Annotated in this window: 25 protein-coding genes, 1 tRNA gene and 2 pseudogenes; 12 read left to right on the forward strand and 16 right to left on the reverse strand. The window is 72.2% G+C overall.

The features are described 5' to 3' along the window. Nucleotides 1-106: 106 nt before the first annotated feature. Nucleotides 107-1096: an alpha/beta fold hydrolase gene (locus FIV44_RS26715; RefSeq protein ID WP_141007097.1), complete on the forward strand. Its 990-nt coding sequence runs from the start codon at nucleotides 107-109 to the stop codon at nucleotides 1094-1096. A gap of 24 nt (nucleotides 1097-1120) precedes the next feature. Beyond that, nucleotides 1121-2122 (forward strand): SLC13 family permease, encoded by a 1002-nt coding sequence (locus FIV44_RS26720; RefSeq protein ID WP_141007098.1) that lies wholly within the window; start codon nucleotides 1121-1123, stop codon nucleotides 2120-2122. Nucleotides 2123-2136: 14 nt separating this feature from the next. Here FIV44_RS26720 and FIV44_RS26725 read toward each other — a convergent pair whose 3' ends face one another. The 10 genes and pseudogenes from FIV44_RS26725 to FIV44_RS26770 form a co-directional block, all read right to left on the reverse strand. After that, nucleotides 2137-3183, reverse strand: a complete 1047-nt coding sequence (locus FIV44_RS26725; RefSeq protein WP_141007099.1) for a pyridoxal phosphate-dependent aminotransferase — start codon at nucleotides 3181-3183, stop codon at nucleotides 2137-2139. Further along, complete coding sequence (gene lipA, locus FIV44_RS26730) at nucleotides 3180-4118, reverse strand: lipoyl synthase (RefSeq protein ID WP_141007100.1); 939 nt, start codon at nucleotides 4116-4118, stop codon at nucleotides 3180-3182. The genes FIV44_RS26725 and lipA overlap by 4 nt, the downstream gene beginning before the upstream one ends. Then, entirely contained in the window at nucleotides 4118-4759 is a 642-nt protein-coding gene (locus FIV44_RS26735) for a 2-oxo acid dehydrogenase subunit E2 (RefSeq protein WP_181410858.1), read from the reverse strand. Before FIV44_RS26735 ends, lipA begins: the two co-directional genes overlap by 1 nt. Further along, nucleotides 4756-5592, reverse strand: a complete 837-nt coding sequence (locus tag FIV44_RS26740; protein ID WP_219996192.1) for an ABC transporter ATP-binding protein — start codon at nucleotides 5590-5592, stop codon at nucleotides 4756-4758. Before FIV44_RS26740 ends, FIV44_RS26735 begins: the two co-directional genes overlap by 4 nt. Then, entirely contained in the window at nucleotides 5576-6526 is a 951-nt protein-coding gene (locus tag FIV44_RS26745) for an ABC transporter permease (RefSeq protein WP_141007101.1), read from the reverse strand. Before FIV44_RS26745 ends, FIV44_RS26740 begins: the two co-directional genes overlap by 17 nt. A 13-nt stretch (nucleotides 6527-6539) precedes the next feature. After that, nucleotides 6540-7409 carry an ABC transporter substrate-binding protein gene (locus FIV44_RS26750; RefSeq protein WP_181410859.1) on the reverse strand — a complete coding sequence of 290 codons (870 nt, stop codon included), beginning with the start codon at nucleotides 7407-7409 and terminating at the stop codon, nucleotides 6540-6542. A gap of 166 nt (nucleotides 7410-7575) precedes the next feature. Beyond that, nucleotides 7576-8850: pseudogene (locus tag FIV44_RS26755) on the reverse strand (aminotransferase family protein); the annotation flags it as partial. A 64-nt stretch (nucleotides 8851-8914) separates the two neighbouring features. After that, nucleotides 8915-9901 (reverse strand): alpha-ketoacid dehydrogenase subunit beta, encoded by a 987-nt coding sequence (locus FIV44_RS26760; protein ID WP_246087073.1) that lies wholly within the window; start codon nucleotides 9899-9901, stop codon nucleotides 8915-8917. A gap of 19 nt (nucleotides 9902-9920) precedes the next feature. Further along, entirely contained in the window at nucleotides 9921-10874 is a 954-nt protein-coding gene (locus tag FIV44_RS26765) for a thiamine pyrophosphate-dependent dehydrogenase E1 component subunit alpha (RefSeq protein WP_141007105.1), read from the reverse strand. Further along, nucleotides 10871-11113: a biotin/lipoyl-containing protein gene (locus FIV44_RS26770; RefSeq protein ID WP_141007106.1), complete on the reverse strand. Its 243-nt coding sequence runs from the start codon at nucleotides 11111-11113 to the stop codon at nucleotides 10871-10873. The genes FIV44_RS26765 and FIV44_RS26770 overlap by 4 nt, the downstream gene beginning before the upstream one ends. A gap of 74 nt (nucleotides 11114-11187) precedes the next feature. Between FIV44_RS26770 and FIV44_RS33400 the strand changes: the two genes are divergently transcribed. After that, nucleotides 11188-12021, forward strand: a complete 834-nt coding sequence (locus FIV44_RS33400; RefSeq protein ID WP_141007107.1) for a FadR/GntR family transcriptional regulator — start codon at nucleotides 11188-11190, stop codon at nucleotides 12019-12021. A gap of 69 nt (nucleotides 12022-12090) precedes the next feature. On the opposite strand, the pseudogene aceE reads toward FIV44_RS33400, so the two are convergent. Next, a pseudogene (gene aceE / locus FIV44_RS26780) lies at nucleotides 12091-14902 on the reverse strand (pyruvate dehydrogenase (acetyl-transferring), homodimeric type). A 232-nt stretch (nucleotides 14903-15134) separates the two neighbouring features. Here aceE and FIV44_RS26785 point away from each other — a divergent pair. From FIV44_RS26785 to FIV44_RS26805, 6 genes are all read left to right on the forward strand, one after another. Continuing rightward, nucleotides 15135-15512: a DUF3052 domain-containing protein gene (locus tag FIV44_RS26785; RefSeq protein WP_141008090.1), complete on the forward strand. Its 378-nt coding sequence runs from the start codon at nucleotides 15135-15137 to the stop codon at nucleotides 15510-15512. A gap of 10 nt (nucleotides 15513-15522) precedes the next feature. Further along, complete coding sequence (locus tag FIV44_RS26790; protein ID WP_246086636.1) at nucleotides 15523-16788, forward strand: AMP-binding protein; 1266 nt, start codon at nucleotides 15523-15525, stop codon at nucleotides 16786-16788. Next, the gene (locus tag FIV44_RS32770; RefSeq protein ID WP_246086637.1) at nucleotides 16773-17192 is read left to right on the forward strand and encodes an AMP-binding enzyme; all 420 of its coding nucleotides are present in this window, start codon (nucleotides 16773-16775) and stop codon (nucleotides 17190-17192) included. Before FIV44_RS26790 ends, FIV44_RS32770 begins: the two co-directional genes overlap by 16 nt. 127 nt (nucleotides 17193-17319) lie before the next feature. Beyond that, nucleotides 17320-17688, forward strand: coding sequence for a redoxin domain-containing protein (locus FIV44_RS26795; RefSeq protein ID WP_246086638.1), 369 nt, complete (start codon nucleotides 17320-17322; stop codon nucleotides 17686-17688). Between the two features lie 253 nt (nucleotides 17689-17941). Continuing rightward, nucleotides 17942-18013, forward strand: a tRNA-Val gene (locus FIV44_RS26800). A 55-nt stretch (nucleotides 18014-18068) separates the two neighbouring features. After that, on the forward strand, nucleotides 18069-18674 hold the full coding sequence (locus FIV44_RS26805) for a hypothetical protein (protein WP_141007108.1): 606 nt from the start codon (nucleotides 18069-18071) through the stop codon (nucleotides 18672-18674). On the opposite strand, the gene FIV44_RS26810 is transcribed toward FIV44_RS26805, so the two are convergent. Both FIV44_RS26810 and FIV44_RS26815 read right to left on the reverse strand, forming a co-directional pair. Continuing rightward, a complete protein-coding gene (locus FIV44_RS26810) occupies nucleotides 18664-19026 on the reverse strand; it encodes a hypothetical protein (RefSeq protein WP_141007109.1) in 363 nt (120 codons plus the stop codon). The genes FIV44_RS26805 and FIV44_RS26810 overlap by 11 nt on opposite strands. Continuing rightward, entirely contained in the window at nucleotides 19023-19271 is a 249-nt protein-coding gene (locus FIV44_RS26815) for a superinfection immunity protein (protein WP_141007110.1), read from the reverse strand. The genes FIV44_RS26810 and FIV44_RS26815 overlap by 4 nt, the downstream gene beginning before the upstream one ends. Nucleotides 19272-19397: 126 nt before the next feature. On the opposite strand from FIV44_RS26815, the gene FIV44_RS30905 reads away from it, so the two are divergent. The 3 genes from FIV44_RS30905 to FIV44_RS26825 are packed head-to-tail and all read left to right on the forward strand — an operon-like array spanning nucleotide 19398 to nucleotide 20742. Further along, the gene (locus tag FIV44_RS30905) at nucleotides 19398-19868 is read left to right on the forward strand and encodes a hypothetical protein (protein WP_181410860.1); all 471 of its coding nucleotides are present in this window, start codon (nucleotides 19398-19400) and stop codon (nucleotides 19866-19868) included. Then, on the forward strand, nucleotides 19865-20008 hold the full coding sequence (locus FIV44_RS32775; RefSeq protein ID WP_246086639.1) for a hypothetical protein: 144 nt from the start codon (nucleotides 19865-19867) through the stop codon (nucleotides 20006-20008). The genes FIV44_RS30905 and FIV44_RS32775 overlap by 4 nt, the downstream gene beginning before the upstream one ends. Then, nucleotides 20005-20742, forward strand: coding sequence for a serine/threonine-protein kinase (locus FIV44_RS26825; protein WP_246086640.1), 738 nt, complete (start codon nucleotides 20005-20007; stop codon nucleotides 20740-20742). Before FIV44_RS32775 ends, FIV44_RS26825 begins: the two co-directional genes overlap by 4 nt. Nucleotides 20743-20746: 4 nt before the next feature. Here the strand turns inward: FIV44_RS26825 and FIV44_RS26830 are convergent, their stop codons facing one another. Genes FIV44_RS26830 through FIV44_RS30910 form a run of 3 tightly spaced genes read right to left on the reverse strand, consistent with a single transcriptional unit; the run spans nucleotide 20747 to nucleotide 23227 of the window. Continuing rightward, entirely contained in the window at nucleotides 20747-21415 is a 669-nt protein-coding gene (locus FIV44_RS26830; protein WP_141007111.1) for a response regulator transcription factor, read from the reverse strand. After that, a complete protein-coding gene (locus FIV44_RS26835; protein WP_246086641.1) occupies nucleotides 21400-22857 on the reverse strand; it encodes an ATP-binding protein in 1458 nt (485 codons plus the stop codon). Before FIV44_RS26835 ends, FIV44_RS26830 begins: the two co-directional genes overlap by 16 nt. Continuing rightward, entirely contained in the window at nucleotides 22847-23227 is a 381-nt protein-coding gene (locus FIV44_RS30910) for a hypothetical protein (RefSeq protein WP_181410861.1), read from the reverse strand. The genes FIV44_RS26835 and FIV44_RS30910 overlap by 11 nt, the downstream gene beginning before the upstream one ends. Nucleotides 23228-23298 lie beyond the last annotated feature (71 nt).

The raw sequence follows: 23298 nt of genomic DNA on the forward strand, positions 1-23298 counted from the left end.
CCGAAGCGGCTCCTGGGTGTCGGGCGCGTCGCCGGCCGTGGTTGAATCGTGCACCATTGCTAGCAGGAGTGAGCATTCTGCTAGCCGACGGCGAAGGGGGTGCGTGATGTCGGTGGGGATCGACGACGTCGAGTACGTCACGCTGCACGGCAAGCGCCGTGCGTACGTCAAGAAGGGCACCGGGCCGGCCGTCCTGCTGCTGCACGGGCTGGCCTGCGACCACACCACGTGGGCGCAGGTCATCGACGAGCTGGCCGAGAAGTACACGGTCATCGCGCCCGACCTCCTCGGGCACGGGCTGTCGGACAAGCCGCGGGCCGACTACACGCTCGGCGGCTACGCCAACGGGATGCGCGACCTGCTCACCGTGCTCGGCATCGACAAGGTCACGGTGGTCGGCCACAGCTTCGGCGGCGGCGTCGCCATGCAGTTCGCCTACCAGTTCCCCGAGCGCACCCAGCGGGTGATGCTCGTCTCGACCGGCGGCCTCGGTCCGGAGGTGACGCCGCTGATCAAGCTGATCCAGGTGCCCGGCTGGTTCCGTGTCGTCGGGCTGCTGACGCTCCCGGGGATCCGGCACGCCGAGACCTTCGCGCTCCGTGCCGCGGCGGAGTACGGCGACGTGGGGCCGCTGCGCAAGTACACCCGCGACCTCGACGAGATCGCCGACATCGTCGACTCCTGGAAGGACCGGCGCACCCGGTTCGCGATCCGCCACCTGGTGCGCGCGGTGATCGACTGGCGGGGCCAGATCGTGACCATGTCCGACCGCGCCTACCTCAGCGAGGCGATGCCGATGGCGGTGCTGTGGGGCGCCGAGGACCAGGTGATCCCGGTCCTGCACGCCCGCAACGCGGGGGCGCTGGCGCCGGACGTCCGGGTGGACGTGCTGGCCGACGCCGGCCATTTCCCGCACAAGGACCACCCGGAGGAGTTCGTGCGCCTCCTCGACGACTTCATCTCCACGACCGAGCCGGCGTCGTACAACCGGGCGCGGTTCCGCCGGATGCTCAAGGCCGGCGCGACCGCGCCCCTCGGCCCGCTGGCCGCCGTCGCCGCGGCCGAGGCGCGCGACGAGGCGGTCACCCCTGCCTGAGCCCGAGTCCGGGGGCGCGCGCCCGTGCTGATCACGCTGACGAGCGTCTTCTGCCTGCTCGCGGTCGTGCGCGCGCTGGACGGCGTGCACTTCTTCGGCGCGGTGGCCGAGCGGATCATCGGGCTGCTGCGCACGCGCCGCTCGCTGGTGCTGGGACTGGTCGGCACGACGCTGGTCGCGTCGATGCTGATCACCAACGACATGGCGCTGCTCACCATGCTCCCGCTCACCGCGGTCACGCTGCGCGCGACCGGCAACGACGACCTGCTGGCGTTCGTGTTCGTGATGGAGACGGTCGCGGCCAACCTGGGCGGGATGATCACGCCCTTCGGCAGCCCGCAGAACCTGTACCTCTACCAGCACTACGCGCTCGGGATCGACGACTTCCTGCGGATCATGGCGCTGCCGTTCGCGCTGTCGGCGGTGCTGGTCGTGCTCGCCTGCCTGCCGGTACGGCGTACCCCGCACGAGCCGGTCGCCTTCCCCCACCGCGTCGCGGTCGGGCGGACGCTGCTCTACCTGGCGCTCTTCGCCGTGACGGTCGCGATCGTGCTCCGGCTGCTGCCGCCCTGGGCCGGCCTCGGCGTCGTGGCCGTGCTGCTCGTCGCCGACCGCTCGGCGCTGCTGAGGGTGGACTACCTGCTGATCGGGATCCTGGCGGTCTTCTTCGTCGCCGCCGAGGGCCTGGCCCGGGTCCCGAGCGTCGCGTCGGCCCTGCGCGACCTGCTCGCCGTCGACCCGCTCGTGGTCAGCGCGCTCGGCAGCCAGGTGCTGTCCAATGTGCCCACCGCGATCCTGGCCGCGCCGTTCACCTCCGAGCACGCGCAGCTGCTCGTCGGCGTGAACGTCGGCGGGGTCGGCACGGTGATCGCGTCGCTGGCGAGCCTGATCACGCTGCGGCAGTACGCCGTCGTGCGGCCGGGGGAGACCGCGGCGTTCCTGCGGGTGTTCACGGTCGTCAACGTGGCGTTCCTGGTCGTGCTGCTCGCGGCGACGCGCGGGGCGGTCGCAGCCGGCTGGCTCTAGGACATGCCCTAGAGTCAGCCGGCCGCGGGCAGCGCCCGCTCCAGCCGCCGCCACCCGTCGTCGCCGGGGACCGAGACCCGCACCGCTCCGGGCACGCCCAGGGCGGATCCGGGCCGGATCGCGATGCCCGCGGCCGACAGCCTCCGGACCAGCCCGCGCTCGTCGGGGACGCGGACCAGCACGAAGTTGGCGTGGGACGGCACGACGTCGTAGCCGCGGAGGGCGAAGAGCTCCGTGACCCGGTGCCGCATGTCGATCGTGTGGACGCGGACCGCGTCGTGGTGGGTGCGGTCGCGCAACGCCGCGAGGGCGGCGGCCTGGGCCAGCCGGTTGACCGAGAACGGCGCGCGGACGCCGGCCAGGGTCGCGATCACGTCGGCGGGTGCGACGAGGTAGCCGACGCGCAGCCCGGCGAGGCCGTGGGCCTTGGAGAAGGTGCGGAGGACCGCCAGCCCACCGCCCGCCACCAGAGGTACGGCGCTCGCCGCCGCGGGGTCGGGGGCGAAGTCGACGTACGCCTCGTCGACGACGACCAGCCCGGCGGGTGAGCGGTCCCGGAAGCGGCGGATCTCCTCGCGCCTGACCAGGGTGCCGGTCGGGTTGTGCGGGTTGACGACGTAGGCGATGTCGGCGTCGACGCCGGCCATCGCGCGCAGGTCGTGGCGGTCACCGGCGAGCGGGACCGGGACGACCGCGCCGCCGACCACCTGGGTGCTGATCTCGTCGACCCGGTAGGCGGGCTCGGCGCACACGGCCGTGCCGCCGTCGGCGAGGAAGGCGAGCGCGAGCAGGAAGATCAGCTCGTCGGAGCCGTTGCCGACCAGCACCTGGTCGACCGGTACGGCGTGCCGCTCGGCCAGCGCGGCCCGGAGGTCGGTGGCGAGCGCGTCGGGATAGCGGTGCGCGTCGCGGACCTCGCGCAGCACCGCGTCGACGACGTGGGGGCTGGCGCCGAGGGCGCACTCGTTCGAGGAGAGCGAGCCGGCGGCGGAGGCTGCCTTGGCGCCGGGGGAGTACGGCGCGAGGCCGGCCAGCCACGGGCGGGCGGTCAGCTCGGTCATCCGGCCTGCTCGAGGCGTGACCGGCGGGCGGTCTCGTGGAGCCGGCGCGCGCGGTACGACGAACGGACGAGGGGTCCGGACAGCACTCCGGCGAAGCCGATCTGTTCGGCCTCGGTGGCGAGCTCGACGAACTCCTGGGGCTTGACCCACCGTTCTACGGGGTGGTGGCGCACCGAGGGTCGCAGGTACTGGGTGATGGTGACCAGCTCACACCCGGCCTCGTACAGGTCCTGCAGGGCTTGGGAGACCTCCTCGCGGGTCTCGCCCATGCCCAGGATCAGGTTCGACTTCGTGACCAGTCCGAACGCCCGTGCCTGGGTGAGCACGTCCAGGGAGCGTTCGTAGCGGAACGCCGGGCGGATCCGCTTGAAGATCCGCGGCACGGTCTCCACGTTGTGGGCCAGCACCTCGGGGCGGGAGTCGAAGACCTCGGCCAACAGGTCGGGCCGCCCGTTGAAGTCGGGGATCAGGTTCTCCACCCCGGTGTCGGGGTTCAACGCGTGGATCGCGCGCACGGTCTCGGCGTAGAGCCAGGCGCCGCCGTCGGGCAGGTCGTCGCGGGCGACGCCGGTGATGGTGGCGTACTTCAACTCCATCGCGGCCACGGACTCGGCGACGCGGCGGGGCTCGTCCTTGTCGAGGGGCTGGGGTTTGCCGGTGTCGATCTGGCAGAAGTCGCAGCGTCGGGTGCATTGGTCGCCGCCGATGAGGAAGGTGGCCTCGCGGTCTTCCCAGCATTCGAAGATGTTGGGACAGCCGGCTTCTTGGCACACGGTGTGGAGTCCTTCGGACTTCACCAGTTTCTGCAGGGCGGTGTATTCCGGCCCCATCTTCGCTCGGGTCTTGATCCAGGAGGGTTTGCGCTCGATCGGGGTCTGCGCGTTGCGGACCTCCAGACGCAGGAGCTTGCGCCCCTCCGGCGCGGCGGCCCCCATCAGGCCTCCCGCTCGAGGACGGCACGCAGCCCACGGGCGTACCGGCCCGCCTCGGCGCCGTCGATCACCCGGTGGTCGAAGGTGACGGTGAGGTTGAGCATCCGTCGTACGGCGACCGCCCCCGCGACCGCGACCACCCGCTCGGTCGCGCGGTGCACGCCGATGATCGCGGTCTGCGGCGGGTTGATCAGCGGCGTCGCCAGGATGCCGCCGCTCCTGCCCGGACTGGTCACGGTGACCGTCGCGCCGCTGATGTCGCGTGCGGCGATCCGCCCGGCACGCGCCCGCTCCGCGAGGCCCGCGATCTGCGTGGTCAGCTCCTCCGGGGAGTGCGCGAGCGGGTCCCGCAGCACCGGTACGACGAGTCCGCGCGGGGTGTCCACGGCGAATCCCACCGCCACGTCGTCGTAGGCGAGGATCTCGTCGCCGACGACATGCGCGTTGAACAGCGGGTGCGCGGACGCCAGCTCGGCGACCGCCCGGCACACGTGAGCGAGCAGCAGCCGCAGGTCGACCCGGGTGACATCGCACTCCTCGACGACGTGCACGCCCGGGATCTGCGCGTGGGACTGGGCCATCCGCTCGGCGATCGCCTTGCGGATTCCGGTCAGGGGAGTGCGGGTCACCGCAGCCGTGGTCACGCCGGGCTGCTCTCGGTGAGCAGCGTGGAGTCGGAGAGACTGCCGCCGGAGAGCGCGGCGAAGCGCTGCTGCAGGTCGCGCGGGGTGAGGTCGGTCAGCTGCTCGCCGCAGACGTCGACGACGACCCTGCCCTGGTGCATCATCAGCAGCCGGTCGGCGTGGTCGAGGGCGTGCTTCATGTCGTGGGTGACCATCAGCGTCGTGATCCTGCGCTCCCGGACCAGCCGCTCGGTGGCGGCGTTGACGCGTGCCGCGCTGTTGGGATCCAGGGCCGCGACGTGCTCGTCGAGCAGCATCAGCGCCGGTGAGCCGAGGCAGGCCATGGCCACCGCGATCGCCTGCCGCTGCCCGCCGGACAGCGAGCCGGACACGGCGCCGAGCCGGTTCTCCAGGCCCATGCCGAGCGGCTCGAGCAGCTCCTGGGCGGCGGCCCGCACCTTCCCCGGGGAGGTACGACGCAGCGGGAACCTCCCGCGCCTCCCGGCGAGCGCGAGCGCGAAGTTCTCCTCGATGGTGAGGTTGGAGACCATGTTGTCCTGCGGGTTCTGGCGAACCCGCGAGACCAGGCCGATCCGGCGCCACGACGGCAGCGTCGTGACGTCCTGGCCGCGCACGACCACCCGGCCCTCGTCCGCGAGCAGGTTGCCCGCGATCATCGAGAGCATGGTCGACTTGCCGGCCCCGTTGGAGCCGATGATCGACACGAAGGTGCCGCCCGCCACCTCCAGGCTCAGGTCGTCGACGGCGGTGACCAGCTCGCGGCCGGGGGCGACGAACCGCTTCGTGCACCCGCTCAGTCGCAGGTCGGGGACGAGATCAGATGAAGCTGGCAACGCGGTCCTCCTCGTAGAACCTGGTGCGGGAGATGCGGCGCTGGCGGCGGCCGCTCGTGGTCAGGGCGCTCAGCCAGCTGCGTCCCTGGCTGCGGACGGCGATCACGACGACCACGACCGCGGCGGTGAGCAGCTGGAGCAGGTTGGGATCGAGCCCGATCTGCAGGGACGTCGCCACCGCGAACCGGTACACGACGACGCCGGCGACGAGCGCCAGCACGATCGGCAGGATCCGGCTGGAGCGCGTGAAGCTCAGGCCGAGCATCATCCCCGCCAGCCCGATGACGATCACCCCGTTCTGGATCGTGACGTCCATGAAGCCCTGGTTGTGCACGACCAGGCCGCCGGAGAGCGCCGCGAGCGCGTTGGCGACGGCGAGGCCGACCGCCTGGCGCAGCTCGGTGCGGACACCGAGACCGCGCGCGGTCTGGATGTTCTGGCCGGTGGCGACCAGGGACAGGCCGTAGTCGGTGTGCAGGAACCACAGCAGCACGGCGCACAGCAGGGCCGCGACCACCGCGCCGGTCACGATCGTGCCCTGGCGATAGGTGAGGCCGGCGTCGGCGGCCCACGAGAACGCGGTCGTCGTACCGAAGAGGGACAGGTTGCCGGAGCTCATGATCACCAGGCACATGGAGTACGCGGCGGTGGCGACCAGGATGCTGGCGAGCAGCACGTTGAGCCGCAGCTTCATGTGCAGGACGGCGGTCACCAGTCCGGTCGCCGCGCCGGCGAGCATGGCCGCGCCCAGGGAGAGCACGGGATGATGGCCGTCGATGGCGAGCACGGCGGCCGTCGACCCGCCGACGCCGAAGGAGCCCTGCAGGGTCAGGTCGGGGAGGCTCATCACCCCCATCGCGAGGTAGATGCCGAGCACCAGCGGGACGTAGAGCAGTCCCACCTGGACGGCGATCTCGACGAGGTTCCAGATCATCGGGGCCCCTTCGTCACTGCGTCGTGAGCGCGGCGTCGCGGAGCTCGGCGGGCACCTCGATGCCGAGCTCCTCGAGCTTGGTCAGGTTGAGGTCGAAGCCCCCGGTCTCCGGTACGACGACCGCGGTGGTCGCCGGGTCGGCGCCGTCGAGGATCGCGAGCACCACCTTGGCGACCTCCTGGCCGACGACGGTGTAGTCGTAGGAGGAGGAGATGACCGCACCCGCTGCGACGGCCTCGCTGGTGCCGCCGTAGACGGGGAGCTTCGCGTCGTCGGCGACCTTCATCAGGCCCTCGACGGCGCTGATGGTGGTGGTGTCGCCGGGGATCTCGATCGCGTCGACCTTGCCGACCAGGCTCTGCGCCGCCTGGGTGATGTCCGAGCCGTTGCTGATCGTCGCCTCGACGTACTCGATGCCGAGCTCGTCGAGATGGGCGCGGGCCTTGTCGGCCTGGGCGTCGCCGGCCGGGTCGCCGAGCTTCCAGATCAGGCCGACCTTGTCGAGGCCGGGGACCAGCTTCGTCATGGCGTCGATGTCGGGGACCGGGTCGATCACGTCGGCGACGCCGGTGACGTTGCCGCCGGGCTTCTCCAGGGACGCGACCAGCTTGGCCTCGACCGGCGTCGACGACGCGGCGAAGACGATCGGGATGTCCCTGGTCGCCGTCGCCATGAGCTGCGCGGCCGAGGTGCCGACCGGGACGATGACGTCGCAGTCGCCGGAGATGAACTTCTGGGCGAGGGTCTGCTCGGTCGCGGCGTCGGCGTTGGGGTTCTGGACGTCCAGCCTCAACCCGTCGTCCATCGCCTCCTTCAGACCGTCCTTCAGGCCGGACAGGAGGTCGTCGATCACGGTCGCGGTGGCGTACTGGTCGACGCACACCTTGGCGTCGGCGGCGTCGGTGGCGGAGCCGCCCCGTCCTCGCCGCAGCCGGCGAGGGCCGTGCAGGCGAGGACGGACGCGGCGAGGGCGAGGTGACTGCGCTTCACTGGGACTCCTTGGTGGTGGGTGGAACCCGAGAGACGGCCGGCGCGTGCCGGGCGGGTGGTCATGCGAGCTCCGCGGCGACCTCGTCGACGGCCGCGGCGAGAGCGGCGACGGTCCGGTCGACGTGCTCGCGCTCGAAGATGTAGGGCGGGCAGATGCCGAACCGGTCGCCGCGGTAGCCGTCGGCGTTGCCGCTGAACGACGGGTTGATCAGGACGCCGCGCTCCTGGCACGCCCGTGCGATCCGCTTGCTGACGCCCCTCTCGTAGGGGAAGGGCTCCTTGGTGGCGCGGTCGGCCACGATCTCGATGCCGGTGAGCATGCCGAGGCCGCTGATCTCGCCGACCAGCGGGTGGTCGCCGATCGCGCTCTCGACCTCGGCGAGGAGGTAGGCGCCCACCTCCCCGGCCCGGCTGACCAGGTCGTGCTTCTGGATGTGGCGGAGCACGGCCAGCCCGACCGCGCACGAGAGCGGGTTGCCGCCGTAGGTGAAGCCGTGCTCGAACATGCCGCTGCCCCGGGCCACGGCGTCGTAGATCTCGTTGCGCGCGATGACCGCGCCGAGCGGCGAGTAGCCGCTGCTGATGCCCTTGCCGCAGGTGATCAGGTCCGGTACGACGCCGAAGTGCTCGATCGCGAAGTTGCGCCCGGTCCGGCCCATGCCGCTGAGCACCTCGTCGACGATCAGCAGGACGTCGTACCGGTCGCAGATCTCGCGGACCCGCTCGAAGTAGCCCTCGGGCGGCAGCATGCCCATCGCCGCCGCGCCGACGACCGGCTCGGCGATGAACGCCGCGACGTGCTCGGGGCCCTCGTTGAGGATCACCCGCTCGACGTCGTCGGCGCACGAGAGCGTGCACGCGTCGCTGCGGGCGCAGAAGGTGCAGCGGTAGCGGTACGGCGGTGCCGCGTGCGCGAACGGCAGCAGCATCGGGGCGTACCCGACCCGCCGCATGACGTGGCCGGTCGCGGACAGTGCGCCGAGGGTGTTGCCGTGGTAGCTGCGCCAGCGGCCGACGATCTTGTGCTTCGACGGCTTCCCGGACTCCACGAAGTAGTGCCGGGCCAGCTTGATCGCCGTCTCGTTGGCCTCCGAGCCGCCGGAGGTGAAGCGGACGTAGTCCATGCCGTCCGGCGCGAAGTCGGCGAGCTCGCGGGCCAACTGCTCCTGGGGCTCGCTGGTGAACTGACCGCAGAAGCTGACCCGCCGGGCCTGCTCGGTCATCGCGTCGATGATCTCCTGCACGCCGTAGCCGACGCTGATCACGATGTTGCCGCCGGAGGAGGCGTCGAGGTAGCGGTTGCCCTCGACGTCCCAGACGTGGACGCCGGAGGCGTGGCTGACCGCGGGGCGGGGTGGGTCAGGTCGCGGTGGAAGACCTGGCTGGCCGTGGGGGTGCTCATGCGGTCACGGCTCCTTTCACGGGGAGGCGCAGCGCGCGCGCCGCGCCGGCGATGTCGGCGACGGAGGGGACGAAGGCGGCCTCGAGGGAGGCGGCGAAGGGCACCGGCGTGGGCGGCGGCTGCAGCAGCCGGACCGCGAAGCCGAGCGGGACGGTGGCGTCCTGGAGCAGGGCGGCGCACAGGGCGGCCGCGGGACCGGAGCCGGGCCAGGACTCCTCCACCACGAGCAGGGCGCCGGTTCGCTCTGCGCTGCGGCGGACCAGCCCGGCGTCCAGCGGGGCGAGGGAGCGCAGGTCGACGACCTCGGCCTCGAGGCCGTCGCGAGCCAGCTCCGCCGCGGCCCGCAGCGCACGCTGGACCATCAGCCCGGAGCCGGCGATGGTCAGGTCGGCGCCCTCGCGTCGTACGACGGCCGCGCCGAGCGGCACCTCGACGGTGCGGTCCACCTCCGCCCGGGCGCCGTGGAGCAGGCTCATGTGCTCGAGCAGCACGACCGGGTTGTCGTCGCGGATCGCCGCCCGGGTGAGGGAGTAGGCGTCCTGCGGCGTGGTCGGCATCGCGACCTTGAGCCCCGGGAACGACAGGAGCATCCCGGCGCAGCTCTCGGCGTGGCCGCGGTGCGGGCCGATGCCGCACTTGGCACGGACGACGAGCGGTGCGGTCACCGCGCCTCGCGTGCGGAAGGCGATCGACGCGCCCTCCAGGCCGAGCGGGGTCATGGTGAGCGCGAGGAACTCCGCGAACATCAGGTCGACGACCGGGCGGCTGCCCGCCATCGCGGCGCCGACCGCCGTGCCGACCATGGCCGCCTCGGAGATGGGGGCGTCGATGACCCGGCCCTGGCCGCCGAACGTGTCCCACAGGCCCTTGGCCGACTGCATCGGTCCGCCGAAGACGCCGATGTCCTGACCCATCAGGTAGACGGTGTCGTCCTCGGTCATCGCGTCGGAGATCGCGGCGACGATCGCCTCGCTCATGGTCATCCTGGTCACGACGCGCTCCTCATCGGGGTCTGGTCCTCGGCGTACGCGCGAGGGGTGGGGCGGGCGGGTCCTCCCCGCGCGCCTTGGCCTGCGCGACGACGGCGTCCATCCGGGCGTGGGCCTGCGCGATCCGGGCGTCGGCGTCGGTGGCGTCGAGCTCGCCGCGGGCGACGAGGACCTCCTGGAGTCGGGCGATCGGATCCCGCTCGGCCCAGGCGGCGACCTCCTCGGGCGTGCGATAGGTCTCGGGATCGTTCATGTAGTGACCGCCCATCCGGTAGGTGAGGGCGTGCACGAACGACGGGCCGCCGCCGGCCCGAGCCCGCTCGACCGCGGTGCCGACGGCGGCGCGGACGGCCAGGACGTCGTTGCCGTCGATGTCATGGGCGGTGATGCTGAGCGCGCGGGCCCGGTCGGAGACCCGCTCGCCGGCGAGCGCGACCGCCGACGGGAGCGAGGTGGCGTACTGGTTGTCCTGGCAGACGTAGACGATCGGCAGCGCGAGCATCGCGGCGAGATTGAGCGACTCGGCGACGATGCCGCTGTTGGCCGTGCCGTCGCCGAACCCGCAGACGGCGGCCGCGCCGGGCGTGGTGCGGGACAGGTGCAGCGCGGCGCCGGTGGCGTAGGCGACCGACGTTCCGAGCGAGCCCGAGAACATCCCGATCGACCGGGGACCCGGCGCGGGGCAGATGTCGCCGCGCCAGTGGCCGCCCGACCGGCTGCCGCCGGTGCCGAAGACCCCGGCGGCGAGGACGTCGGGCGAGGCCCCGCGCTGGAGGGCGACCGCGCAGGTCCCGCGGAAGTGCGGCGCCACGACGTCGCCCGGGCCCAGGTCGGCGTACGCCCCGACGAAGACGGCCTCCTCGCCGCGGGCCTCGTGCCAGTGGCCGTTGTGCCGGCACATCGCCTGGTCGAACGCGCGGGCCTCGACCATCGCCTCCCACAGCGCGCGCTCGGTCACGGTGGTCATGCCGGTGCGCCGATCTCGGCGATGACCTGGCCGATCCGCACCGTGTCCTCGGGCTCGCAGTGGAGAGCGGCCACGACACCGGCGACCGGAGCCTCGATCTCGAGGTTGACCTTGTCGGTCATCACCTCGGCGATCGGCTCTCCGGCCGCGACGGTGTCACCGACGGCGCACAGCCAGGTCGCGAGGACGGCCTCCTCGACGCCGTCGCCCAGCTCTGTGATCGAGACGGAAGTGCTCACCGAAGTCCTTTCGGTCGGGAAAGAGAGGTGGTTAGAATGGTGCTACCGATTCATCAAGTGGTACTACCAATCGAGTGAATAGTGATCTGACCCACAGGCGGCTGTCAAGGGGTTCGGGCCGAAAGCCCGAAACGTCCGGCGACCGGCCGCCGGACGACCGGGGCCCGGCTACAGTCGCTGCGCCCACGCAGGAAAGGCCCACGCATGTCGATCGAGCACGACACCGGCTCCTCGCTCAGCGAGCTCTTCACCGACGACCCGCTGTCGGAGTCGCTGGCCGCGCTGATCCAGCAGATGCGGCCGGGGACCGGCTGCCCAGCGAGCGGGACCTCGCGGCGCAGCTCGACGTCAGCCGGACCGCGCTGCGCGACCGGCTCGGCATGCTCGAGGGGCTGGGCGTGCTGCGGCGTCGTACCGGCGCGGGGACGTTCGTCGAGACCCTGCGACCCGATGCGCTCGCCCTCGCGCTGAACCTCGCGATCAGCAGCTCGCACCTGCCGCTGCCGTCGCTGGAGTCCGTACGGATCGCGCTGGAGCGGCAGGCCGCGGCGGAGGCGGCGCGCCGCGCCGACCCGGTGCTCATCGCCTACATGAAGCGGGCCATCGACACCATGGCGGCCACCGAGCGTCGTACCGACGTGCTGGACGCGGATCGGGCCTTCCACCAGTCGCTGCTCCGTGCGGCCGGGAACCCGTCGCTGACCTTCTTCGCCGAGGCGCTGTCGAGCGTGCTCACCAAGGACCTCGCCGATCGCAGCGAGCGGCTGGAGAGCGAGACCCTGAGCACGTCACGGCAGGCACTGCTGGTCGACCACCACACCCGGATCTACGACGCGATCCTCGCCGGCGACCCGGACGCGGCGATGCGGGCGGTCGACGAGCACTTCGACGCCATCGGGAGCAGCTGAGCCCGGACGGAGAACAGCCGTGCGGGACCTCCCGGAGGAGATCCCGCACGGCTGCGGACGGCTCTGCCCTCAGGCGTCGCCGCCCTCCTGCTTGACGCCGGCGACGGCGGTCGGGTCGTCGATGCGGTAGCGCTCCACGGCCTCCTTGACCCGGCCCGGGTCGATCTCGCCGGCGTCGGCGAGCGCGGCCAGCGCCTGGACGACGACCGACTGCGCGTCGACCTGGAAGAACCGGCGGGCGGCGGGGCGGGTGTCGGCGAAGCCGAAGCCGTCGGCGCCGAGGACGTGGTAGTCCGCGGGCACCCACTGCGCGATCTGCAGCGGGACGGCGGTCATGTAGTCCGACACGGCGACGACGGGCGCGTTGGCGGTCGGGCCGTCGCCCAGCGTCTGGGTGACGTACGGCGTCCGGTGGGCCTCGTCCGGGTGGAGGAGGTTCCACTTCTCGGCCGCGATGCCGTCGCGGGCCAGCTCGTTCCAGGAGGTGACCGACCAGGTCTCCGCCCGGACGCCCCACTCCTCGGCGAGGATGCGCCGGGCCTCGTCGATCCACGGGAAGCCGACGCCGGAGGCGAGCAGGCGCACCCGCGGCCCTTCGCCGTCGCCCGCGTCGGTCACGCGGTACATGCCCTTGAGCAGGCCGGCGACGTCGAGGCCCTCCGGCTCGGCGGGCTGGGCGACCGGCTCGTTGTAGACGGTCAGGTAGTAGATGACGTCCTCGCCGCGGGGTGCCCCTCGCCTGCGCCGTACATCCGCTCCAGGCCGTTGCGCATGATGTGGCCGACCTCGTAGCCGAACGCGGGGTCGTAGTGCACGACCGCCGGGTTCGTCGCCGCGATCAGCGGGGAGTGGCCGTCGGCGTGCTGCAGGCCCTCGCCGGTGAGCGTCGTGCGGCCGGCGGTGGCGCCGATCAGGAAGCCGCGCGCCAGCTGGTCGGCCATCGCCCAGATCGAGTCGCCGGTGCGCTGGAAGCCGAACATCGAGTAGAAGATGTAGAACGGGATCATCGGCTCGCCGTGGGTGGCGTACGACGACCCGGCGGCGATCGCCGACGCCATCGCGCCGGCCTCGGAGATGCCCTCGTGGAGCATCTGGCCCTGCGCCGACATCTTGTACTGCAGCAGCATGTTGCGGTCGACGGACTCGAACTGCTGGCCGTGCGGGTCGTAGACCTTCGCCGAGGGGAACATCGCGTCCATGCCGAAGGTGCGGTACTCGTCGGGCGCGATCGGGACGATCCGCTGCCCGATGCCCGGGTCCTTCATCCAGTCCTTGAGCAGCCGGACGGCGGCCATGGTCGTGGCGACCTTGTGGTTGCCGGCGCCCTTCTTCAGCTCGGCGTACACGCTGTCGCCCGGCAGGGTGAGCAGGGTGGAGCGGTCGACGCGCTGGGGGAGCGAGCCGCCCAGCTGGCGACGGCGCTCCATCATGTACTCCATCTCGGGGAGTCCGCGCCCGGGTGGAAGAACGGCGCCGCGCCGGTGGCGTCGTACGCCGTCTCGAGGTCCCGGTCGCTGATCGGCAGGTAGAGCCGGTCGCGGAACTTCTTGAGGTCGTCCTGGGTCAGCTTCTTCATCTGGTGGGTGGCGTTCTTGCCCTCGAGGGCGTCGATCGTCCAGCCCTTGACGGTGTGCGCGAGGATCACGGTCGGCTGGCCGACGTGCTTGGTCGCGGCGTCGAACGCGGCGTACACCTTGCGGTAGTCGTGGCCGCCGCGCGGCAGCTTCTCGATCTGGCGGTCGGTCATGTGCTCGACCATCGCCCGCAGCCGCGGGTCGGGACCGAAGAAGTGCTCGCGGTTGTAGGCGCCGGACTCGACCGAGAAGGTCTGGAAGGCGCCGTCGGGCGTGGAGTTCATCTGGTTGACGAGCACGCCGTCGACGTCGCGGGCGAGCAGGGCGTCCCACTCGCGGCCCCAGATGACCTTGATGACGTTCCAGCCCGCGCCGCGGAAGTTGGCCTCGAGCTCCTGGATGATCTTGCCGTTGCCGGTGACCGGGCCGTCGAGCTGCTGCAGGTTGCAGTTGATCACCCAGGTGAGGTTGTCGAGCTCCTCGCGGGCGGCGATCCGGATCGCGCCCAGCGACTCGGGCTCGGCCATCTCGCCGTCGCCCAGGAACGCCCACACGTGCTGCTGGCTGGTGTCCTTGATGCCGCGGTTCTGCAGGTAGCGGTTGAACCGCGCCTGGTAGATCGAGTTGATGCCGGTCAGGCCCATCGAGACCGTCGGGAACTCCCAGAAGTCCGGCATCAGCCGGGGGTGGGGGTACGACGACAGGCCGGCGCCCTTGCCGTGCTGGACCTCCTGGCGGAACCGGAACAGCTGCTCCTCGCTCAGCCGGCCCTCGAGGAACGCCCGGGCGTAGATGCCGGGGGAGGCGTGGCCCTGGATGAAGATCTGGTCCCCGCCGCCGGGGTGGTCCTTGCCGCGGAAGAAGTGGTTGAAGCCGACCTCGTAGAGGCTGGCGCTGGACTGGTAGGTGGCGATGTGGCCGCCGACCTCGAGGCCCTTGCGGTTGGCGCTGGAGACCATCACGGCGGCGTTCCAGCGGATGAACGCCCGGATCCGGCGCTCGACGTCCTCGTCGCCGGGGAACCACGGCTCCCGCTCGGGCGGGATCGTGTTGATGTAGTCGGTGCTCCGCAGCGCCGGCACCCCGACCTGGGCCTCGCGGGCCCGCTCGAGGAGGCGCAGCATGACGTAGCGGGCGCGCTCGCGGCCGCGCTCGTCGACCAGGGCGTTGAACGAGTCGATCCAGTCCTGGGTCTCGTCGGGGTCGATGTCGGGAAGCTGGGTCGGCAGGCCCTCGTGGATGACCGAGGGAGTCGACGCCGCGCGTACGGCGGGGGTGGTGCCGTCGGTGTTGGTGTCGGAGGTCACTGCCCCATCGTTGCACCTCTCGGTTGGGCAGAAAATCTACCCGCGAGTACGTGAACGGGGTCGTTCTCCGGCTCGGAGGGTTGCGCCGCGCACCCCGACTCCGCTGGACTACTCCTCAACCCGCACACCGAGCGGGCCGCTCGTCGTACCCGAAACCCCTGGAGGACTCACCGTGACTTCGACCGCCACCGGCGGCACCAGCTCATCCGGCCCGACCGGTCCCGCCGAGCGGATGGGCCTCAAGCAGGGGCTGGTGGTCCAGGAGCTCGGCTGGGACAACGACACCGACGACGAGCTGCGCGTCGCGATCGAGGACGCCATCGACGGCGACATGGTCGACGGCGACTACGGGAACGTCGTGGACGCGGTCGTGCTGTGGTGGCGCGACGACGACGGCGACCTCGTCGACGGTCTCGTGGACGCCCTCACCGACCTCGTCGGAGGCGGCGTGATCTGGCTGCTGACGCCCAAGATCGGGCGGCCCGGGGCGGTCGACGCCGCGGACATCGCGGAGGCGGCGCCCATCGCCGGCCTCTCGCAGACCACCGCCGCGGCCGTCAGCAAGGACTGGGCGGCGACCCGACTGGTCGCGCCGAAGTCGATCGCCTGAGAATAGGCGCATGGGGAACCTCGCCAACCGCGTCACCAGCCGGGTCCGGGACACCGGGACCAGCCTGAAGATCCTGACCGAGTCGGGCATCGTGCGGCCCTACTCGCCGCTGGTGCTGGCGGGGATGGCGAACGCGCTGCGGCAGTGGAGCACCACGCCCGCGGGCGGGTTCAAGACGATCGCCCTGCGGATGCCCGAGCAGACCGCGATCGTCGACGAGCGCGGCTCGCTCACCTTCGGCGAGCTCCAAGCGCGGACCAACGCCCTCGCCCACGGGCTGCGCGAGCGTGGCGTCAGGCCGGGTGACGGCGTCGCCGTGATGTGCCGCAACCACCGCGGCTTCATCGAGGCGTCGATCGCGGTCAGCAAGCTCGGCGCCGACGTCCTCTACCTCAACACCGCCTTCGCCGGCCCCCAGCTCGCCGACGTGATCGCGCGGGAGACGCCGCGCGTCGTCGTCCACGACGAGGAGTTCACCGGGCTCCTCGCCGGCGCCGACATCGCCGACCGGGTGCTGGGCTGGACCGACGGCGCGCCGGGCGAGGACAGCCTGGAGGGGCTGATCTCCGCCGGGCTCGCCGCGGGGCGGACCGACGACCTCGCACCGCCGGCCGCCAGGGGCCGCACGATCATCCTGACCTCGGGCACCACCGGTACGCCGAAGGGCGCGCCCCGCCCGCAGGGCGGTCTCCCGGCGGCGATCTCCCTGCTCTCGCGGATGCCGCTGCGCAGCGGCTGGAAGTGCCACGTCGCCGCGCCGCTGTTCCACACCTGGGGCTTCGCCCACTACCAGCTCGCGATGATGCTCGGCACCACCCTCGTGCTCACCCGCCGGTTCGACCCCGAGGACGCGCTGCGGATCCTGCACGACGAGGAGTGCGACTCCTTCGCCGTCATCCCCGTCATGCTGCAGCGGATCCTGGCGCTGCCCGCCGACGTGCTCGACCGGTACCCGCTGCCGCACCTCAAGGCCGTCGCGTCCTCCGGCTCCGCGCTGCCCGGCGACCTGCCGACGCAGTGGATGGACCGGTACGGCGACAACCTCTACTCGATCTACGGCTCCACCGAGGTCGCCTGGGCGTCCATCGCCTCCCCGCAGGACCTCCGCGAGGCCCCCGGCTGCGCCGGCCGGCTCCCGCACCAGACCGTCGTGAAGATCCTCGACGCCGACGGCCGCGAGGTGCCGGCGGGGGAGTCGGGGCGGATCTTCGTCGGCAACAGCCTGCAGATCGAGGGCTACACCGGCGGGGCGGCAAGGAGGTGGTCGACGGGCTGATGTCGTCCGGCGACGTCGGCCGCTTCGACGCCGAGGGCCGCCTGTACGTCGAGGGCCGCGACGACGAGATGATCGTCTCCGGCGGCGAGAACGTCTTCCCCAAGGAGGTCGAGGACTGCATCGCCGCCCACGACCGGGTCGCCGAGGTCGCTGCCATCGGCGTCGACGACCCCGACTTCGGCAAGCGGCTGCGCGCCTTCGTGGTCCGGGTCCCCGAGGGCGACCCGGTCAGCGCCGACGAGATCAAGGACCTCGTCAAGCAGAGCCTCGCCCGGTTCAAGGTGCCGCGCGAGATCGTGTTCCTCGACGAGCTGCCCCGCAACGCCACCGGCAAGGTGCTCAAGCGCGAGCTCGCGTCGATCGAGCCCGCCGACCCAGCCGATCCGACCGAGCCGGCCGAGTGAGGCCCGACGTGGCGGGACCCGCCAGCGCGGCACTCGGCATCGAGCTCGGTGGGCTCGCTCCCGACTTCACGCTGCGCGACCAGTTCGGGCAGGACATCACGCTGTCGTCGTACCGGGGGAGAAGGCGGTGGCGCTCGTGTTCTACCCCTTCGCGTTCAGCGGCGTGTGCAGCGGCGAGATGCACGGCCTGCGCACCCGGCTCGACGAGTTCCTCACCTTCGACACCGAGGTGCTCGCGATCTCCTGCGACCCGGTCTACGCGCTGCGGGCGTTCAGCGACGCCGACGGGCTCAACTTCGAGCTGCTCAGCGACTTCTGGCCGCACGGCGAGGTCGCCCGCGCCTACGGCGTCTTCGACGAGTGCGGCGGCAGCCCGGAGCGGTCGTCGTACGTCATCGACAAGGCGGGCCGGCTGACCTGGGCCGTGCACCACCCCAAGCCCGCCGCCCGCAGCGCCGACGACCTGCTCGCCGCGCTCCGCGCCGCCGCCGAATAGGGAGACACGCCCTAGGCACATCGGCTGGTCCGCCTAGTCCGTTTGGGTCATTTTTCAACTAATTGGCCGTCAGTGGTTGGACGGACCGGGTCTGGCCGGTACTGTTCCTCTCGTCGAACCGCTGGTGACCCGAGACGCCAGCGGTTCGACTCGTTTTCTGGGCTGCCGGCCGCGCTGTGGAGGTCTCGGGCTCTCGGCGGTGCGCGCCGGTTCGGAGTGCGCTGTGGGCTTCGGTACGCTGTCCCGGCTTCGAGGGCGTATAGCTCAGCGGTAGAGCACCTCGCTTACAACGAGGTGGTCGGGGGTTCGATCCCCTCTGCGCCCACTCTTTCGAGAGGTTTCGCCACGGACCTCGCGGTGGCTGTGCCAAGGTGACGCCCATGTCGTTCCGGGCGCCCGTCGTGGCCATGCTGTCCTCTCTCCTCCTGCTCACGGGCACGGTCGCGCTGGCCGGTCCGGCGCACGCCGGCGGGTGGACGTACGACGACGAGGCCGGCGACGTCGCCACGACGATCGTGACCGAGACGTCGATCTCGACGTCGGTGGTGCCGGAGCAGGAGAACGGCGACATCGTGCGGGTCGTGGCCAAGCACAAGGCGCGGAAGGTGACGATCGCGGTGCGCGTCCGGACGCGGCTCACCGGGCCGTTCGCGCTCTCCTCGGCGATCCGGACGCCCGGTGGTCGGTTCCTGCTCATGTCGACCCGGATCCCGGGGATGGGCGGCACGGAGATGATGGACTTCAAGAGCAAGTCAGAGGACCCGACGGTGCGCTGCCGTGGCCTCAAGCGCACGCTCAACGGGGACCGCACGGTGATCCGGATCTCGATCCCGCGCTCCTGCCTGGGCAACCCGCGGTGGTTCCGGTTCAGCGTCGGGCTCTCCACCTTCAATCCGTTCACCGGTGACAGCTACGACGACGACGGGCTGGCGACGGCGATGACGCTGTTCGGCCTCCCCGTGATGTCGCCGAAGGTCAAGCGCTGACCCGAGGCCTCCGGGCCCGGAGCCGGGCGCCCAGACGCGCGAGCGCCGCGGCGGCGCCGAACAGGCCGCCGAGCCCCATCAGCGCGATGCCCTGCGCGTAGCGGGTCCGGCCCGCCTCGCGGCACTGCGCGGCGATGGCGTCCGCATGGGCGGGCGGCGGACCGACATCGGGGTAGTTGACGGCGTCGTGGACCACGGTGTCGTACGGCGCCGCGCAGGTGGAGGAGCTCTCCGGGCCGTCCCCGTCGTGCACGGTGGGGTTGTCGACGGTGAGCAGGAAGCCCGCGACGAGCAGGACGATCGCGGCGATCGCCAGCCGCCGGGCGGCCGTCCACCGGCGTCGCCGGCTCACTCCGTGATCCTCAGCCCGGCGAGGCCGTGGCCCCGGCACGCCATCGCGAGGGCGACCACCCAGCCCACGATGGTCCAGCCGAGAGCGAGGTTGAGGACGCCGATGGCGTCGGCGTTCGCCTTGCCGCGGGTGGTGGCGACCGCCCAGGGGAACAGGTAGCCGCAGGTCAGCAGGGCGGCGCACCAGCTGAGCAGCACGTGGCGCAGGGCGCGGCGGCGACGGTCGCTGACCAGCTCGACGTACATGGCCGCACTGTACGGGCGATCGCGGTCATGAGAGCCCTCTCATCGACGACTCATGCCTGCCTCACTCCCGCTCGGGAGAGTGTCGGTGTCGACGGGGACGTCGACACCGACGATCGAGGAGGAACCATGAAGAAGCCGTTGATCGCTGCGGTGACCGGGCTCGCCGGGGCGACGGCCGCGGGCGTGGCCGTGGGACTGCTGGCGTGGCCGGCCGACGCCGGGGACGGGCAGCCGGCGTTCAAGCGGGAGCAGGACACGCCGGACATCGTCCTGGTCGCCGATGACGACGACCCGGACGACGACGACCTCGCCGCCCGGGCGGCGGGCGACCGCGACACCCACACCAACGCCACGAACACCCACACCCGGGTCACCCACACCCGTGCCACCCACACCCGTGCCACCCACACCCGGGCGACGAACACCGGCGACACGCGCAGCGACCGCACCCGGACCGGCACCCGCAGCGGCCGCGACGACAGCCGCACCGGCCGCGCCAAGGCCGACTGGACCCGCGACGGCGGCACCGGCCTGACCCGCGACTGGTCGCGCAACCACACCGACGACCGCAGCCGCCACAACACCCGCGGACGATGAGCACGCCGCTGTCGTCCTGGGCCTTCGCCGAGGGTGACGCCATCACCCCCGAGCTGACCGCACTGCGGCCGCTCGGGGTGGGTCGGCGTACGAGGCCCATCTCGCCTTCGACGAGATCACCTACGGCGCCGTCGTCGTGAAGGTCGTCCGCCCCGGCGAGGCCGGCGACGAGCACACGCTGCGCAGCCTGGTCCGCGAGGCCACGGCCCTCGACGTCGCGCACCACCCGGTCGTCGTCCGCGGCCTGCGGTACGACGTCGACGGGCCGCGCCCGCACCTGGTGCTCGAGCACGTGGAGGGTCCCAGCCTGTCCCGGCTGATCCGCCGCCACCGGCGGCTCTCGCCGCAGCAGTACCTGCCGCTGGCGGTCGACCTGGCCTCCGCGCTGCACTTCTTCCGCCATGCGGACGTGTGTCACCTCGACCTCAAGCCGAGCAACGTGATCATGGGCTCCCCGGCGCGGCTGATCGACTTCTCGGTCGCCCGCCAGGCCGCCCACGCCGCCGAGCTCACCGGCAGCATCGGCACCGACGCCTACATGGCCCCCGAGCAGGCCGCGCCCGGCAGCGGGTACGGCGTCCCGGGCCACGCGAGCGACCTGTGGGGGCTGGGCACGACCCTGTTCCACGCGATCGCCGGGTACCGCCCGTTCCGCGACGGCGATCCGGACGCCGCCGAGCCCGCCGCCCGGTTCCCGCAGCTCCTGGACGCCCCGGCGGAGCTGCCGGCCGACGTACCTGCTGCCGTGGCGAAGGTCGTCCACGCGCTCCTCGAGCCCGACCCGGCCGGACGGCCGCTCCCGCGCGAGGTCGCCGAGGCCCTCGAGCCCGAGATCGCCGCACTGCCCGCGCCGCGCCTGCACTGGAAGGGCTGAGGTCCTACCGGTCGAAGCGGTAGCCCATGCCGCGGACGGTGGTGATCGAGCGGGCGCCGAGCTTGCGGCGGAGGTAGCCGACGTACACGTCGACGACATTGGAGCCGGGATCGAAGTCGAGGCCCCAGACGTGGTCGAGCAGCTGCTCGCGGGAGAGCACCTGGCCGGCGTTGCGGAGGAAGATCTCGGCGAGCGCGAACTCCCGGGCCGACAGCTCCACCTCGCGTCCGGCGACGGTGGCGCGGCGGGTGCGCAGGTCCAGCGCGACGCCGCCGGCCTCGATGCTGTCGGCCGCGCCGGCGGCCGCGGTGGCGGGCTGGCGCAGCCGCAGGCGGACCCGGGCGCTGAGCTCGGCGAACCGGAACGGCTTGGGCATGTAGTCGTCCGCACCGCCCTCGAGAGCGGTGACGGTGTCGGTGACCGAGTCGCGCGCGGTCAGCACGATGACGGGGATCCGCGAGCCCTGGGAGCGGAGCTGGTCGAGCAGCTCGAAGCCGTCCATGCCGGGCAGGCCGATGTCGAGCACGACCAGGTCGACGTCCCCGGCGAGCGCGTGGTCGAGACCGGCCGGGCCGTCGGTCGCGACGGTCGTGCGGTGCCCCTCGGCCCGCAGGCCCTTGGCGACGAAGGAGGCGATCCGCTCCTCGTCCTCGACGATCAGGATGTGGGCCACGGCGCTCCTCGGGTCTCGTCGGGCCGGTCGGGCAGGGGCGCCGGCACGACAGCGGGTACGTCGACGACGAACCGCGCCCCGTGACCCGAACCGCCGCCATGCGGGTCGACGTACGCCCGGCCGCCGTGGGCCTGCGCGATCGCGCCGACGATGGACAGCCCGAGGCCGAAGCCCTCGTCGCCCTCCGGGACGGCGGCGCGCCCGAACCGGCCGAAGATCCGCTCCCGGTCCTCGGGGTCGACGCCGGCGCCGTCGTCGTGGACCCAGCAGCGCAGCGTGGGACCGACCACGGCCGCGCCGATCGCGATCCGGCCGCCGGCCGCGGTGTGCTTGACGGCGTTGTCGGCGAGGGCGAGCAGCGCCTGGGTGATCCGCTGGCCGTCGAGGACCAGCTCAGCGGGCAGGCCGGGCGAGGCCTCGAGCGCCCAGTCCCGCTCGCCGAGCGCGCTGGCCTTGGTGAGCACGGCGGCGAGCAGCGCGGACGGGTCGGTCGGCCCGGGGGAGAGGAAGTCGGGCCGGTCGCTCTTGGCGAGCATGATCAGGTCGTTCACCAGGCGCGCCATCCGGTCGACCTCGTCGAGCAGTAGGTCACGGGTCTCGGCGACCTCCTGGGGGCTGCCGGCGTCGAGGAGCTCGAGGTGGCCGCGGAGCACCGTGAGCGGCGTCCGCAGCTCGTGGCCGGCGTCGTCGAGGAACTGCCGCTGGCCGGCGAAGGCGTGCTCGAGCCGGTCCAGCATCCCGTTGACGGTCCGGGTCAGGGCGGTGATGTCGTCGTTGCCGCGCTCGGGCAGGCGCCGGGACAGGTCGGTGGCGCCGATCGTCTCGGCGGCGACGTGCAGGGTGCGCAGCGGGCGCAGCAGCCGCCCGGACACCCACGCGGCGGTGGCGGTGACCAGGACGGCGGACAGCAGCGCGACCAGCGTGTAGGTGCGCATGGTCTGGAGCAGCTCGCCCCGGTCCTCGGCGAGGTAGGTCACGACGAGCAGGGCGCCCCGCTGGCTGCCCTGCACGACCGGCTGCGCGGTGATCCGCACCTCGCCGCGGTCGGTGTCGAGGTAGGTCGTGCCGCCGTCGACCACCAGTGGCGCCACGGCCGCCAGGAAGCGGGGGTCGTCGACGAGGGCATCCCGGGGGAACTGCACGGTGGTGCCGTCGCCGACCCAGCCCACGAGGAGCTCGTCGTCGTCGGGCACGTTGCGCTTGAGGAAGCCGTCGAGCAGGTCGCGGATGGTCGTGAAGTCGCCGCTGCCCTGGAGGCGGACGAACTCGTCCAGCTCCTGCTCGACCTCGCGCTGCACGCTGTCGGTGACGGCACGGCTCTCGACCCAGTAGACGATCAGGCCGGCTCCGGCGAGGGCGATCGTGACGAGCAGGGCGACGGCCGCGGTGATCCGGGTCCGCACGGACAGTCCGGCCCGGACCGGTCGCCGCTCAGTCGTCATCGTGGCGATCGTCGTCCCCGTCGTCATCGTGGTCGTCGTCCCGGTCACGGCGGTCGTCGTCGCGGTCCCGACGCCCGCCCCGGTCGTCATCATCGTCGTCGTCATCGTCGTCGTCGTCATCATCGTCGTGGTACGGCTGCGGTGTGATGACCGTGGCGCGCGGGGTCGTGGGCTCGCTCTCGGGACTCGTGGGCGTCGCGGGTGCCGTGGGCGGGGTCGTGGCCGGATCGCTCGACGGCACCGGGCCGAGGTCGAGCGGCACCCGGGCCGGCGGCTCGTCGGAGCCGGCGCGCGCCATCGCGCCCGCGGCGAACCCGCACAGCACGACCAGCGCCGCGACCGGCACCAGCACCTTCCACGCACGACTCATGACGCGATCATCCTGCCCGATCGTGGGCACGCGGTGAGACGCCGATGAGAGTCCTCTCATGCTTGTCTGGG

The organism is Nocardioides humi, assembly GCF_006494775.1.
GTDB classification, from domain to species: Bacteria; Actinomycetota; Actinomycetes; order Propionibacteriales; family Nocardioidaceae; genus Nocardioides; species Nocardioides humi.